15 protein-coding genes and 1 pseudogene are annotated in these 13,378 nt (G+C 49.0%); 11 read left to right on the top strand and 5 right to left on the bottom strand.

Translation table 11 applies throughout. The annotated features are described in order from the left end of the window. Nucleotides 1-143 precede the first annotated feature (143 nt). The 3 genes and pseudogenes from JSQ80_RS29705 to tatA form a co-directional block, all read left to right on the top strand. A pseudogene (locus JSQ80_RS29705) lies at nucleotides 144-215 on the top strand (twin-arginine translocation signal domain-containing protein); the annotation flags it as partial. Between the two features lie 172 nt (nucleotides 216-387). Beyond that, a complete protein-coding gene (locus JSQ80_RS06620) occupies nucleotides 388-594 on the top strand; it encodes a twin-arginine translocase subunit TatC (protein WP_336245708.1) in 207 nt (68 codons plus the stop codon). Between the two features lie 18 nt (nucleotides 595-612). Continuing rightward, a complete protein-coding gene (gene tatA, locus JSQ80_RS06615; protein ID WP_087431980.1) occupies nucleotides 613-816 on the top strand; it encodes a twin-arginine translocase TatA/TatE family subunit in 204 nt (67 codons plus the stop codon). A 116-nt stretch (nucleotides 817-932) separates the two neighbouring features. Here the strand turns inward: tatA and JSQ80_RS06610 are convergent, their stop codons facing one another. Next, nucleotides 933-1,274 (bottom strand): cupin domain-containing protein, encoded by a 342-nt coding sequence (locus JSQ80_RS06610; RefSeq protein ID WP_206094790.1) that lies wholly within the window; start codon nucleotides 1,272-1,274, stop codon nucleotides 933-935. 69 nt (nucleotides 1,275-1,343) lie between these two features. Further along, the gene (locus tag JSQ80_RS06605) at nucleotides 1,344-1,808 is read right to left on the bottom strand and encodes a V4R domain-containing protein (protein ID WP_206094789.1); all 465 of its coding nucleotides are present in this window, start codon (nucleotides 1,806-1,808) and stop codon (nucleotides 1,344-1,346) included. Nucleotides 1,809-2,030: 222 nt separating this feature from the next. Between JSQ80_RS06605 and JSQ80_RS06600 the strand changes: the two genes are divergently transcribed. The 4 genes from JSQ80_RS06600 to JSQ80_RS06585 all read left to right on the top strand — a co-directional run bounded on the left by JSQ80_RS06600 (nucleotide 2,031) and on the right by JSQ80_RS06585 (nucleotide 5,542). Next, nucleotides 2,031-3,266 carry an FprA family A-type flavoprotein gene (locus tag JSQ80_RS06600; protein ID WP_206094788.1) on the top strand — a complete coding sequence of 412 codons (1,236 nt, stop codon included), beginning with the start codon at nucleotides 2,031-2,033 and terminating at the stop codon, nucleotides 3,264-3,266. 30 nt (nucleotides 3,267-3,296) lie between these two features. Further along, nucleotides 3,297-4,517: an NAD(P)/FAD-dependent oxidoreductase gene (locus JSQ80_RS06595; RefSeq protein ID WP_206094787.1), complete on the top strand. Its 1,221-nt coding sequence runs from the start codon at nucleotides 3,297-3,299 to the stop codon at nucleotides 4,515-4,517. Nucleotides 4,518-4,588: 71 nt separating this feature from the next. Continuing rightward, a complete protein-coding gene (gene rd / locus JSQ80_RS06590) occupies nucleotides 4,589-4,753 on the top strand; it encodes a rubredoxin (protein WP_087431985.1) in 165 nt (54 codons plus the stop codon). A gap of 72 nt (nucleotides 4,754-4,825) precedes the next feature. Then, the gene (locus tag JSQ80_RS06585; RefSeq protein ID WP_019423514.1) at nucleotides 4,826-5,542 is read left to right on the top strand and encodes a Crp/Fnr family transcriptional regulator; all 717 of its coding nucleotides are present in this window, start codon (nucleotides 4,826-4,828) and stop codon (nucleotides 5,540-5,542) included. A gap of 392 nt (nucleotides 5,543-5,934) precedes the next feature. On the opposite strand, the gene JSQ80_RS06580 is transcribed toward JSQ80_RS06585, so the two are convergent. The 3 genes from JSQ80_RS06580 to JSQ80_RS06570 all read right to left on the bottom strand — a co-directional run bounded on the left by JSQ80_RS06580 (nucleotide 5,935) and on the right by JSQ80_RS06570 (nucleotide 8,107). Next, nucleotides 5,935-6,654, bottom strand: coding sequence for a TraX family protein (locus JSQ80_RS06580; RefSeq protein ID WP_087431987.1), 720 nt, complete (start codon nucleotides 6,652-6,654; stop codon nucleotides 5,935-5,937). Further along, nucleotides 6,654-7,388, bottom strand: a complete 735-nt coding sequence (locus tag JSQ80_RS06575) for a TraX family protein (RefSeq protein ID WP_206094786.1) — start codon at nucleotides 7,386-7,388, stop codon at nucleotides 6,654-6,656. The genes JSQ80_RS06580 and JSQ80_RS06575 overlap by 1 nt, the downstream gene beginning before the upstream one ends. A 122-nt stretch (nucleotides 7,389-7,510) precedes the next feature. Continuing rightward, nucleotides 7,511-8,107 carry a class I SAM-dependent methyltransferase gene (locus tag JSQ80_RS06570; RefSeq protein ID WP_087431989.1) on the bottom strand — a complete coding sequence of 199 codons (597 nt, stop codon included), beginning with the start codon at nucleotides 8,105-8,107 and terminating at the stop codon, nucleotides 7,511-7,513. Between the two features lie 150 nt (nucleotides 8,108-8,257). On the opposite strand from JSQ80_RS06570, the gene JSQ80_RS06565 reads away from it, so the two are divergent. The 4 genes from JSQ80_RS06565 (at nucleotide 8,258) to JSQ80_RS06555 (ending at nucleotide 13,368) form a co-directional block, all read left to right on the top strand. Further along, nucleotides 8,258-9,046 (top strand): SDR family oxidoreductase, encoded by a 789-nt coding sequence (locus JSQ80_RS06565; RefSeq protein WP_206094785.1) that lies wholly within the window; start codon nucleotides 8,258-8,260, stop codon nucleotides 9,044-9,046. A 46-nt stretch (nucleotides 9,047-9,092) separates the two neighbouring features. Then, nucleotides 9,093-11,231 (top strand): DNA topoisomerase III, encoded by a 2,139-nt coding sequence (locus JSQ80_RS06560; RefSeq protein WP_206094784.1) that lies wholly within the window; start codon nucleotides 9,093-9,095, stop codon nucleotides 11,229-11,231. Nucleotides 11,232-11,939: 708 nt separating this feature from the next. Further along, nucleotides 11,940-12,062 carry a hypothetical protein gene (locus JSQ80_RS29430; RefSeq protein WP_272491083.1) on the top strand — a complete coding sequence of 41 codons (123 nt, stop codon included), beginning with the start codon at nucleotides 11,940-11,942 and terminating at the stop codon, nucleotides 12,060-12,062. A gap of 454 nt (nucleotides 12,063-12,516) precedes the next feature. Next, nucleotides 12,517-13,368, top strand: coding sequence for a polysaccharide deacetylase family protein (locus tag JSQ80_RS06555; RefSeq protein WP_206094783.1), 852 nt, complete (start codon nucleotides 12,517-12,519; stop codon nucleotides 13,366-13,368). Nucleotides 13,369-13,378 lie beyond the last annotated feature (10 nt).

Here is a 13,378-nt window from a genome sequence, read left to right as displayed (position 1 = left end):
AGCTTCGATTCGCGGACAAATAGATGCTGGCATGAGGCGGGGCAGAGGCTCTGCTTTTTTTGTGCATAGATTCGGATAGGGCGGAAATAGTAAGTTTACCAGCATGAAAGAGAAGAAATGGATGAAAGACGAGGAGGATCATTGTGCCAGAATATAAAGAAAACCAGCCTCGAAGCAGCTCCCGGCGCAATTTCTTGAAAGTGTCCGGTGCGGCGCTCGGGGGAGTCGTCGGCGGCGGAATTATAGGAGCAGTCCTCAACATCCTTAATAATACGCTGACGAAACCGGAGGAACAGCCGGATGCTGCTACTCCGGAAGAGCAGCCGTTACTAGCCGATTTCAATCAGGTGCTCATGTATTTCATTCAGCTATTTCGTCGTATTTCTGATGATGATCCACTTTTTGATGAAAATGAACCAGAGCATCGGCGCAATGGAGACGTATGGGATCGACCGGTGCTTAACGTTCATGTTCAACGTCGTATTTTCGCTTGGCGTCGCGTTCGAGATGCCGTTAATCATCTTGTTTGAATGCAGTGCCGTCATATCGAGCTTGTACTATCGCAGGCTGACGGCCTTGCCTACCAACAGTTAACGAATGGAGGAAGCTCATATGTTGAACAATATTGGCGTATCGGGTTTGATTATTATCCTGCTCATCGCCCTTGTCATATTTGGGCCGGCGAAGCTGCCCCAGCTTGGCCGCGCCTTCGGGGATACCCTGCGTGAATTCCGCAACTCGACAAGAGGTATCGTGGATGACGTGAAGGATGAGGCGGAGAAAGATAACATCGAAGATCTGAAAAAGCTCATTTAACTTTTCAAATGGTATTATCCGGGTGCGAAAAAGAGACGTCTCGGAAGCCTTGCTCGATTCGGATCAGGGCTTCCAGTACATGTCTCAGGCCTATAACTCACGCTTGGAAGCAACTGTCAGATATTTTGGGCGTAACGCTCGTTGGGCGTTTTCGTTAATACCACATAAAGGCTGGAAACGGTGTCTGCACCGTTGCGATAAGAGAAACTCTCGTCTCCAGTGATATGAATGATATCCCCTTCTACTACTGCTGTTTCCGCCCCATTGCTGGTTACGGTCCCCTTTCCGTCAAGCACCAGAATATACACGTTGGCGCCCGGATGATTATGTGTCGGCAGCTCGGCTCCCGGACTAAAATTCAAAATGAAAATTACATTTTCCGCTTCCTTGTGAATAATGCGTTTCGTAAATTTGTTCTCCTGATATTCTTGAAACTGGGCAAGGTTATTCTTTTGCATTAGATATCACTCTCCTGTTAGGTAATTAATGTTCACTTAAAGTCCATGTTCAAAAAGGCCGCTTTTCACTTAAAAACGAATTTCATATTCGCAGCAGTCGTCTCCGTTAACATTGCATTTTATTTCCTTGACAAAAACCCTCTTATTTTTAATTTTGTTCATCGCCCCCTCCATGATCGCTCCTTCCAGATCACACACCATATTGCCCTCCATTTCAGGTAACCCTTCACAAAAACAGTCTTTCACAGCAACATGAATTTTGTGCTCTTCCTCATGAACAATTTGAGGATCTCCTATTTTTAATTCACGGAATACATCCAGCAACTCCTCTAACGAATGAACGGGTAAGCTTTCGCCGATTTTTCTGCCAATCGTAACTGTAGTTCCCTTCCCTTTCATGGGAAGCCCTTGATACATTCCAATTAAACGAACTGCTCTGTACAGCTCCATCGGAACAGTGTGCCCCAATTTTGTTCTTGAAATTTTTTTCATATCGTCAAACGTAAACTCTTGTGCAACAGTTGCTTGATTCATATGTACACCGCCTGTTCTTCTCTGCTGAATGATTGAATTTACTTCTATTATATTGGACTGCTCCTTACAATTTGTGATTCCAGTCACATAAATCGCAATCCGGCTTCGGAACCATTTTTTTATTTTCGAAAATTTGATTTCAATCCTCTTTTTCCCCTGCAAATAGGCATAAAATCAGGGTGTCGTTACAAATGAACAAATGATCCGCAGGAGGTTATTCTAATGCTAACGGAATGTAAGCTGTCCAAAGATATTTACTGGGTGGGAAAGATTGATAGTCGCGAGGTTCCCTTTCATCGTCTTACGTTAACAAAAGGTACGACCTATAATTCATATTTGCTCAAAACCGGCAAACCAACCGTGATTGATACGGTAGATATGGAGTTCGGAAGAGAGTACGCCGAAAAAATAGCCGAAATGATAGATCCGCTGGATATCCAATATATTGTTATTAACCATACCGAACCCGATCACTCAGGCGGTCTGGCGGCGCTGGCTTCCAAGGCAACCAATGCCACGATTGTCTGCACGGAAATCGCTGTGCCGGAAATTCAACAAATGTACAAGCTTCAGCACCGCAATTATCTTGTGGTCAAAGATGGCGACCAGCTTGATATTGGAGGCAAGACGCTTCTCTTCAAAGAAACTCCATATCTGCATACGGAAGAAACAATGATTACTTACTGTATCGAGGATAAAATATTGTTCCCATGCGATATTTTCAGCACTCATGTAGCCGTGGAGCATCCCTTTGCGGATGAAGCGGGATATGATATCACCGCCGATTTCATCGGATATTACCAGGCAATTATCCATCCGCACAGAAGATATGTCCGGACACTGATGGAAGCCATCCGGGATTTGGAGATCGAAATCATTGCCCCTTCCCATGGCTATATACTTCGGCGTGACATTGCCAAGTACATCAGCTTGTATGATGAGTTCAGCACCGAAACAAAGGACAACAAGAAAGTAACGATTGTATATGCAACGCTTAAAAATAACACCAAAAAAATGGCCAATATCCTGAGAGAATGTTTTCTTGAAAACAATATCAGCGTGGATCTGTGGGACGTGGACAAGGCTGACGAGACTGAAATATTAAGCAGCATCGGGGCTGCAGACGCCGTCTTGATCGGCAGCTCGACGAAATATGCGGACATGACCGGTACATTGGAGACCCTTTTGCAGAAGCTGCAAGAGATGAACCTGGAAGGGAAGCTTGCAGCAGCCTTCGGCTCTTACGGTTGGAGCGGCGAAGCCATTGAAGTCGTTCAGGATTATTTGAATCAGACGAATATGACCGTGCTAAGCACCTCGCACGTAATCAAGACAACCGGAATGACGCATGTGGAATTCCCTGTACGTGTGCGCTTCTCGCCAAAAGAAGAAGAAAAAATCAAAAAAATCAGAAATGCTGCCGAATTCATCACAGACCTGCTGCTTAGCGCGGTTTAACGAGATCAGACTATAGAAAGGAAGATAAGTATGGCCGAGAACAACCATTATGTTATTGTTGGCAGCGGAGTTGCCTCCGTACATGCAGCCAAAGCAATCAGAGATCATGATGACGAAACGCAAATATCCATTTTTGGGGAGGAGCCGGCCCTTCCGTACAACAGGGTGAAGCTTTCCAAAGGCTTGTTTACAGACTTGCACAGTGAAAAAGTATTGATCAAGAAAGAAAAATGGTTCCGCGATAACGGAATTGCCGTACATGACAGTACCCGAATCGCTTCCATTGATACGGGAAAAAAATCAGTTATGACCGCTGACGGCCAGACGATTGCGTATCATAAGCTTCTGCTGTGTACAGGAGCCACAAATCGCAAGCTGAGTCTCCAAGGCGCTTCTTTATCAAACGTGCATAACATTCGGGACAGGGATGATGCGGACAAGTTCAAGGCCGCTTTGCGGATGGGGGATCGGATCTGTGTCATCGGGGGCGGCATTCAGGGATTGGAAACCGCCTGGTCGCTTATTCAGACCGGATATCCTGTCACTATTATTGAGGCCGGATCACGGCTTATGCCCCGGCAGTTGGATGCCCAATCCTCGGCAATGTTGATGAACAAAGCTGTTGAATTCGGAGCAGAGGTGAGACTTGGGCAAGGTGTCAAAAGCATTATTGGCACAAGCCGCGCAGAAGGTATAGAGCTTGAAGACGGCTCGACTCTTGCCTGTGAGCATGTCGTCTATTCAATCGGAGTGATTCCGAACATTGCGCTTGCCCGCGAGGCAGGCCTGGAAGCCGGGACGGGCATTATCGTCAACGAGCAAATGCAAACAAACAACATTGATATTTATGCCGCGGGGGACTGCGCCGAATTCCAAGGCAAGGTGGACGGCCTGTGGGGATGTGCCATCGAGCAGGGGAAAGTGGCCGGGGCCAATATGGCCAACCACAAAGCGATTTACCAACGGCCGGTTCCAATGACCTTGTCCAACACCTTTGACACCCCCTTATTCTCCATCGGCCTGGTGGAAGAACAGCAATGCGACAATAGCATAACCGACTCGGCACAAGAGCGTTATAAACGGATTTTTATGAAAGACAACTCCCTGTGCGGAGCTATTGTATTCGAGAACGTTGCCGCTTCCTTACCGTATAAAGCCGCTATTGAACAAAGCCTTAATCTTGATGGATTAGACTTTGCAATCTGCGGCATAGAGGAAGTCATGAACGAAGTCACAAGAAGATTGCAATAATCCCAACCATAGGTGCTGAAAGCCGGCCTTTTTGAATACGCACTATAAGTTAATGACAAGGAGAGAATACTATGAAAAAATATATATGTCAGCCTTGCGGGTATATTTACGATCCGAGCATCGGCGATCCTGATGAAGATATTTTACCCGGCACAGCCTTTGAGGATCTTCCCGAGGATTGGGTTTGTCCGGTGTGCGGTGAAGACAAGACCCAATTTGCGCCTATTGAAGGCTAACGGCACTGAAACGTTGTGCGGTCATGCGTTCAGACTGTACATGGAGCAGATAGAGTGAATGGAGTGGATACGATGACAGAAAATTCCTGCCAATACGCCGAGGAGCCATGCACCCGCAAAGTACCCATTTTCGCTTCTCTTTCTGATGAGGATTTGGCTAAAGTCAGCGCGATGATTAGACACAGAAAGTATGAGAAAGGCGAAGCGCTGATTCTGGAGGAACAACCTTCGGATACCTTATTCATAATTAAGCAAGGCCATGTCAAACTGCTGAAAATGACGCCTCAAGGAAAAGAGCAAATCTTGCATATCCTGTCCAATGGAGATTTTTTTGGCGAGTTGAATATCTTCAACAGTGATGAATTGAGTAATTTTAGCGCATATGCGCTGAAAAAGACCGACATTTGCATGTTTACCAAAGATGATATGGAGCATCTTGTCCGAAGCAACCCGGATATTTCGTTGAAGCTGCTCAAAACGGTTACGAAAAGATTGGCGCACACGGAAAACCTGGCCCAAAGTTTGGCTACAAAGGACCCTGAAATACGTATTGCCTATATGATCTTGGAACTCGGGAATAAATATGGCAAACCGGCGCAGGGAGCGCAGGGAAGGATAAAGGTTGAACTCCCTCTTTCACGCGAAGAAATGGCCAACTATGTGGGAGTTACGCGGGAAACCATCAGCCGCAAATTCAGCAAGTTTGAACGGCTGGGTATTATTGAAATCAAAGGCACCCGGGAAATTACGATACGAAATATGCAAAAGCTAAACGAATATATTGATTAAGCTTTCTTCATCTGTCTGCTTGACAGGGGGATGACCAAAAAGCCGCGCGTCTGCGGCTTTTTTTGTGCGCATTTTGCATATTTACGAAGTTGTAATGACTTGTGAACATATATGATATGTAATTTATTTCCAAACCATCCGTATGAGACTCTATTCCAGTGCTTAGCCTCATTCTCCCCTTTGTTCAGAAAAGGAGCTGCAGTTCTACAATCAAAAATACTTTTTCGTAAGAAATGTACGCTGTTGTTCCAAGGGGGTGGCTCACGGCCAAGTCCTTTTAACAATTTTCTGATGGGAAGGGAGAGTGGCGCTAAACGAGAAAAATGGGACTCTGGCGAGCGGGGAGAGCGATTCAAAAGGAATGCCTAGTTATCCTTTCCACCGCCCGCTATTTATGGATTAGCAATTAGGTAACCGAACGTGTACAACAGCCAAATGTGAACGGGATAGAATACGTAGAACATGTACTTGGACCATGGGGCGTGATAGCCGCGGGTTCCGTCGTACAGCAATATCGGGATAATCGCGAAAATCATCATCCATTGGTAGTTGATCAGGAACAAATTCTCATATGTGAACATGGGATTCGGGCTGCTGAACTCCAAACCAAGCGTAATGAACAGCATGGACAGGACGTAAGCAAGGGCCATGTTGCCTTTATTCCCGCGGCAGAAATAGAAGACGAATGTCATCATGACGCCGAGAATGCTAGCTTCGGTAAAGGTTCCGCCGATGATGGCCAGCACGATATACAGCGTGCCTAGCGCTATGCGGCCCGTTGTCTTCGTCCATTCAATCGCCGTCAGCAGCAGGAGCGCCATGAGAAGCGACAGGAAGATGTTGTTCATAATCGGCGAGCTGTCTGGAAGAGCGAATTGCAGCAGCGTGCTGCCTGCCTTGGTGATGACTGCCCCTATCGCCAGACGCAGCATGTATTTTTTACGGTCGCGCGTGTGGAAGAAGCCTTCCACGATGAAATAGAAAAAGATAGGCGCGACAATTCTTCCCAGCCATCCGAACCAGAGCGGCATACCGGGAATGAATTGCTTCACATGATCAAGCAGCATCAGCGCCATACCTAAAAGCTTCAATTGAAATCCGTTCAAACGCATCAGAGGTTCCCCCTGTCTAAATCAGTGTAACCGACCGTATATAACAACCAGATATGTAAGGGATAAAACAAGTAAAATAAATATTTCGTTCGTTTCGAGTTGCTTCCCCGGGATCCGTTGTAGAGCAGAATCGGAATAATCGCGGCAATCATCATCCATTGCGGGTGCAAAATGAACATTTCGTCGTATGTCCATTTGGTTGCCGCATCCGGCATAAGCGCATAAGGTCCCAACGTCAGCAGCAGAGAGGAGACGACATAAGCAGCTGCGAGCGCGGCTTTATGCCCGCGGAATACATAAAAGATAACCGTCATCGATACCGCAAGCCAGCTGAATTCAACGTAGAACACCATCACCAAGCCAAGGAGGACGCTTAACGAGAGACCTGTTGCATACTGGCGAGATTGGCGCATCCAGTCGAGCGTCGCCATAAGCATAAGCGCCGCAAGCATGGATAAAAAGATGTTGTTGGGTATGCTGCCGCCCGGCAACAGAAGGACAAGCGCATCGCTTCCCGCGGCCATGATGATTGTAAAGACGAGCATGCGGAGCATATACTTCTCCCGGCTGCCCGTATAACAGAAACCTTCAACGAGGAAGAAGAAAAAGATGGGCGCAGCGATTCTTCCAAGCCAATGGAACCAATCGGGAGCTCCTGGAATGAAGGCATGGACATGGTCCAGCAGCATGAGCGCCATCGCGAACAACTTGAGTTGATAACCATTGAAACGCAAGCAGGCAAACCTCCTCCCTTGGAACAAGGAATGTCCCGTCATCGTGACTAATCATAGCATAGGAAGACAGGACACCGTTAGCGGAAGAGAAGGAGGACTTCATTATTCCGGTCTATATTTGTTCATCTGTTTTTTCGGCACACATATACGAAAGCGGGTGGAAAATTCCACAGCACGAATTGGATATGCTCCATGGCAAAGCGTTCTTTTAACCGTTTGCGCATATGCAGCGAGTATTGGAATGTGACAAAGACGCCGCTTGGCTTCAACGACTGCTCCACGATGTCCAGTATCGATTCACGCACAGCGAAGGGAAACATGGCGAACGGAAGCCCGCTGATTATGGCGTCCAATTGGCTCAATCCCTGCTGCTGCATCGTGGAATAGAGCTGCAGCGCGTCGTCGCCGATGGTGACATTCGGATATTGACGGGACAGCTTGCGCCGCATATCCGCGTCCTTTTCGAATAGCAGCATTGCGGCATGCGCTTGCTTTTTTGCACAGATTTGTCTGGTCACGACACCTGTTCCAGAGCCGAGTTCGGCTATGGCTTCCGCCAGCAGCCAGTCGACAGGCTTGGTCATTTGCGAGGCCAAAGCTTTTGAACTGGGAATGATGCTCCCGATCTGCTGAGGAGATTTCAAGAATTTATAGAAAAAGAGAGCCTTGTCCCACCAATTAAGCATGCTGAAACGGCGGCTTGCATCGGCTGATTTCAACTGAACGTCCTCCTTTAGCCCGTACCTTTTAGTGTGTCGTGATGCAGGAAAGCTATTCCGGGGCATCCCCCGTCAACTGGTGGTTTTATTTGGTATACTAACGGTGACTTTATCTTAATCGAAACGATAATCGGAAAGGTGTGTTGGAGAATGAATTTACAATTGCAAGGTAAAGCAGCTATCATATTGGCTTCTTCCAAAGGCTTGGGATTTGCGGCAGCATCCGCGTTGGCGGAGGAAGGAGCCCGCATTATGCTGGTCGGCCGCCATGAGGACACCGTAAGCGCAGCGGTCCGCAGCATAGCGGAACGAACCGGGACAGAACCGCTTTCCTCTGTCGCCGATATTACGAATGCCACAGATATCGAAAAGGTCGTGGCGGCAACGGTAGAACGCTATGGAACCATTGATATTTTGGTCAACAACTGCGGCGGTCCGGCCCCGGGCACATTTGACGACATGGATGATGCGGCCTGGCAGCATGGATTTGAATTGACGCTGCTCAGCTACGTGCGAGCGATTCGCGCCGTGTTGCCCTGCATGCGTCAGCAGCAGTTCGGCCGCATCGTGAACATTACGTCCTCCGCCCACAAACAACCGATCGAGAATTTGGTCATATCCTCTACGCTGCGGGTCGGTGTATTGGGCTTGGCGAAGACGCTGGCTCCTGATTTGGCGAAGGACAACATCTTGATCAATACAGTTGGGCCGGGGCGATTCGCTACGGATCGCGTGCTTCAATTGGATGAATTGGCGGCGCGGGCGCAGCAAGTCAGCACCGAGCGCATCGCGGAAGATGAGCGGGCGCGCATTCCGATCGGCCGGTACGGGGAGCCGGAGGAAATGGGCAGGCTGATCGCTTTTCTTGCCTCGCCGGCTAACAGCTATATGACGGGTCAGGCCCTATTGGCGGACGGAGGAGCGGTGCGCTCGCTCTAGTAATGGTATAATAAGAAAAACAAATGGGAATGGAAGGATTGGACCTATGAAATCACTCGTTCTTGCGGAGAAACCGTCCGTCGCCCGCGAAATTGCGCGGGTGCTCGGATGCCGCACGACTCATAAGCAATATTTTGAAGGACCGGAATATGTGGTCACCTGGGCGCTCGGCCACCTCGTCGGCCTGGCCGAACCGGAAGATTACGATAAAAAATATCAGACTTGGCGCTTAGAGGATCTGCCGATGGTGCCGGAGCAGATGAGATTGAAGGTGCTGCGCGAATCGGCGCATCAATTCAAGGCGGTGCAGCATCTTAGCAAGCGTCAAGACTTGAAGGAGCTCATTATCGCGACCGATGCGGCGCGGGAAGGCGAACTGCTGGCGCGCTGGATTATGCAGATGGTGAAATGGAACAAGCCGTTTCGCCGGCTGTGGATTTCGTCGCAGACGGACAAAGCGATTCGCGAGGGCTTCCGCCAATTGAAGCCGGGCAGCCAATTCGATCGGCTGTATGAATCGGCCCGCTGCCGCGCAGAGGCGGATTGGCTCATTGGCTTGAACGTTACGCGCGCTTTGACCTGCAAGTTCGAGACTCCGTTGTCCGCAGGCAGGGTGCAGACGCCGTCGCTGGCGATGATTATGGATCGGGAGCGGGAGATCCGCGATTTCCGTTCGCAGGATTATGATTTGATTTTCGCGGATTTCGGCGGCTTTGAGGCGGCTTGGCGCGGCAAGAACGGCGATGCGCGCGTGTTCGACGAGCAAGCGGCTCAAGCGACGGTCAGCCGCTTGCAGGGCAAGCAAGCGGTTGTCGCGGAATTGAAGAAGGCGGCCAAGAGTGAACCGCATCCGCTCGCATATGATTTAACCGAGCTGCAGCGTGACGCGAACCGCCGCTATGGCTTCTCGGCCAAGCAGACCTCGAATGTGCTGCAGCGCCTGTATGAGCAGTATAAGATCGTTACGTATCCGCGCACGGACAGCCGGCACTTATCGTCCGATATGACGAATACGCTGCCGGAACGGCTGGACGCCATGGCGGTTGGCCCCTATGCGGCACTGGTCAAACCGCTGTTGCGCTCGAAGCTGCCGGTAACGAAGCGGATCGTCGATGACAGCAAGGTGACGGATCACCATGCGATCATTCCGACCGATGAACCGCTGCGGCTGTCGGCGCTCTCATCGGATGAGCGGAAGCTGTACGATCTGATCGCGCGCCGCTTTATCTCGCTCTTCCTGCCGCCGGTACGCTACGAGCAAATGAACATTGTCGTCGAGATGGCAGGCGAGCGCCTATATGCCAAAGGCCGGACGATGCTGGATTCCGGCTGGCGCAAAGCATACGAGGACGATTGGGATGACGCGTCTGAGGAGGAGGACGGCGATGCGCGGTCGTCTTGGAAGGAAGAGCAGCAGCGCTTGCCGAGCCTGTCCCAAGGGGACCGCTTGAACGTGAAGCGCATCTTCACCCGCCGTGACCGCACGAAGCCGCCTGCCCGATATACGGAAGCAACGCTTCTCACTCAGATGGAGAAGCACGGACTCGGCACCCCGGCGACACGCGCAGATATAATCGAGAAGCTGGTCTCGTCGGATACGATTGAACGGCAGGGCTCTTCGCTCCAACCAACCGGCAAGGGGACGCAGCTTATTAACCTCGTATCTGAACAGCTGCGTTCACCGGAGTTGACGGCTGAATGGGAGCGGGAGCTGGAACGTATTGCGCGCGGCGAGGCGCGCACATCCGCATTCATGAAGCATATCCGGCAGATGACAGAGCAATTGGTCCGTGAAGTAAAGACGAGTGCCGCCGAATACAAACCGCATAATTTGACCAACCGCTTCTGTCCGGAGTGCGGCTCCCGCCTCATGGAACGCAAGGGCAAGCGCGGCACGCGGCTCATCTGCTCCAGCAAATCGTGCGAATACAAACGTTCCGAGGAGAAGAATCTGTCCAATCGCCGCTGCCCGCAGTGCCACAAAAAAATGGAATTCAAGATCGGCAAGGCGGGGAAATTCGTCCAATGTCTGCCGTGCAACATTACGGAGAAGCTGGAGGAAGGCGGGGGCAAGGTCCGTAAACGCGAGGAACGGCAGTTGATCAAGCAATACGAAAAGCAAGAGCCGATTGGCAACAATTTGGGCGAGCTGCTGAAGGCGGCGCTTTCGAAGCAGGACGACTAGAACCGGCAACATCTCGGCGCACGCGACAAGAAGAGCAGGTCAAGGGAGATGCTTACGATGAACATCGTCATGTAAAGGGGTACTGTCTGGTATCTGATCCAAGGAATGTACCGCGAGAGATGGGAGTTAGGGGATTCGGCTAGTCATCTTTGTGTGCATAGGAGATTGGAATAACGACGATGAGAGCAAAAAAACGCGCCTGAGGGATTGAACTGGACGGTTTGAAAAAACGGCCTTTGTCTATCTGGCTAACAGATGGCCTCTGAATTCATCAGGGGTCATCTTTTTTTTAATGTCTATGGGTGTTTGGCCTTCCATATATACGCAGAGCGGAAGCCTGAACGCCGTGGTATATGTGATATATATGTGATATTCGTCTCCGAGACATGCTGCACGTTCGGATTGGCTTCGAGTCTCCTCATTTCCTCTTTATTGAATAATGCTCGATTTATATTCCCCATGTTTGTTACCTCGTCTTTCGTTAATAATCTGATTTAAAACACAAATAACTCGCAAGAGGGTCACTGTTTGCAAAGTGTCCCTCTTACGGGTCACAGATCAGTTTTCAAGTGGCCCGATATCCTCCTCTTAATTTTGACATAAACAAAAATAAATTCTTGTGGTCGGACGCAGATGAAAAAGTAGAGATACTCTCTAATTCAAAACCCATTATGCTAGAACAAATATTAGCGATAAGGAGGAAAAAGCTTGAGTATTTTTATTTGTGTTATTCTTATTGTTGGTTTTGCGGGGATTATTGGGAATCAAAATATTATTAGTAAAAAAATATCCAAAATAAATGAAAAGTTAGATGAAATGACAAAGAACTAAGTTTTTTTGCTGAACACGTGCTCTGAAAATCTCTGCGCCTGCGCCTTATCATGCGGAAGTCAGCCGACGTTGGTTTATGAACCAGCGCCGGCTTTTTTTATGCTCAATAGACCGTCAATTAACTCTTTTTTTCGTGTTTTACTGTCCAAAAGCGCGATGCCATCTTATTCATTTCCTAATCGTGCGCCGTTTTAAAATGGCCATGCATTTTCGAGGTCCATCGTTCATATATCGGGAAGAAGGGGGAAATAACCGCACAAATGCAGCTGGAGCAAAGAAAATGTTCTGTTTCAAATGTAAGCGCTAAATACAGACGTTCCCTAAAATGGTAACAACATTGTATCTAAATTTTAGACAAAATCTCGTATCTTGTAACGTTTCTGTAATGCCAAAATGGTAGATTTATATTATAGTAATGTCGAATGAAGTCGCTAGAAGGAAGTGGATATGTAGAATGGTGGATAGAGGAGCGGTGACGGTCGGCAAACGTCGCCGGAGAAGTCGCAAGAAATTTATAGGTCGTACGATTCTGTTTTTGTTGTGTGTGGCGATTGGCATAGGCATATATGCCGCTGGGAAAAGCTTGCTGGGCACGGTATCGGCCTCTGGCAGCGATCTGATCGTAACGGAAGTGGCCACGTTCGCCTCGGCGGCGAAAGAGAAGGAGACGCCGAAAGAGTTTAACGGCATGACTCGCAAGGTTGCTTATTTGACGTTCGATGACGGACCGAGTAAATACTCTAACGATATGATGGACTTATTGAAGAAACATGACATTAAAGCGACTTATTTCATGCTAGGCGATAATATGAACACTTACCCGGACGCCGTCAAGAGAATGGTGGAGGAAGGCCATTATCCTGGACTACACAGTATGACGCATGATTATAACAGGCTGTATAAGAGCGGCGGTTCAGGGAATTTCATCAAGGAGTTCCAGGAAGCGCAGGGCATCGTGGAGAACCTGACCGGCTTCAAGCCGACGTTGATACGGGCACCATACGGCAGCGCGCCGCAAATCGGCGAGTCGTTCCGTAAGGATATTGCGGATGCGGGCTTTAAGATGTGGGACTGGACGCTCGATTCGCTCGACTGGAAGTTCATCGGACAGCCGAACCGGATTCTTGAGCAGATCAAAGGAACGTTAACGGAAGACGTGGAAGTGATTCTCCTTCACGACCGGCAGCAGACATTGGAAGCTTTGCCTTCCATTATTGAATATATTCAGAGCAAGGGCTATGAATTTGAAGTGTATGACCCGAATGCGCATTTCGTATGCAATTTCCATCACGACAAGCGTTTATAGCATCCGGACT

It is taken from the genome of Paenibacillus apiarius, from assembly GCF_017052585.1.
Lineage (GTDB): Bacteria > Bacillota > Bacilli > Paenibacillales > Paenibacillaceae > Paenibacillus_B > Paenibacillus_B apiarius.
This window is presented reverse-complemented; position numbering and strand designations above follow the sequence as displayed.

Excerpts from the sequence above, each read along its gene's own strand:
- JSQ80_RS06610 (WP_206094790.1), bottom strand. The coding sequence starts at position 1,274 with ATGCAAAAGAATAACCTTGCCCAGTTTCAAGAATATCAGGAGAACAAA.
- JSQ80_RS06560 (WP_206094784.1), top strand. The coding sequence starts at position 9,093 with ATGAAATCACTCGTTCTTGCGGAGAAACCGTCCGTCGCCCGCGAAATT.
- JSQ80_RS06600 (WP_206094788.1), top strand. The coding sequence starts at position 2,031 with ATGCTAACGGAATGTAAGCTGTCCAAAGATATTTACTGGGTGGGAAAG.
- JSQ80_RS06555 (WP_206094783.1), top strand. The coding sequence starts at position 12,517 with ATGGTGGATAGAGGAGCGGTGACGGTCGGCAAACGTCGCCGGAGAAGT.
- JSQ80_RS06605 (WP_206094789.1), bottom strand. The coding sequence starts at position 1,808 with ATGAATCAAGCAACTGTTGCACAAGAGTTTACGTTTGACGATATGAAA.
- JSQ80_RS06580 (WP_087431987.1), bottom strand. The coding sequence starts at position 6,654 with ATGCGTTTGAACGGATTTCAATTGAAGCTTTTAGGTATGGCGCTGATG.
- JSQ80_RS06585 (WP_019423514.1), top strand. The coding sequence starts at position 4,826 with ATGACAGAAAATTCCTGCCAATACGCCGAGGAGCCATGCACCCGCAAA.
- JSQ80_RS06565 (WP_206094785.1), top strand. The coding sequence starts at position 8,258 with ATGAATTTACAATTGCAAGGTAAAGCAGCTATCATATTGGCTTCTTCC.
- rd (WP_087431985.1), top strand. The coding sequence starts at position 4,589 with ATGAAAAAATATATATGTCAGCCTTGCGGGTATATTTACGATCCGAGC.
- JSQ80_RS06595 (WP_206094787.1), top strand. The coding sequence starts at position 3,297 with ATGGCCGAGAACAACCATTATGTTATTGTTGGCAGCGGAGTTGCCTCC.
- tatA (WP_087431980.1), top strand. The coding sequence starts at position 613 with ATGTTGAACAATATTGGCGTATCGGGTTTGATTATTATCCTGCTCATC.
- JSQ80_RS06620 (WP_336245708.1), top strand. The coding sequence starts at position 388 with ATGATGATCCACTTTTTGATGAAAATGAACCAGAGCATCGGCGCAATG.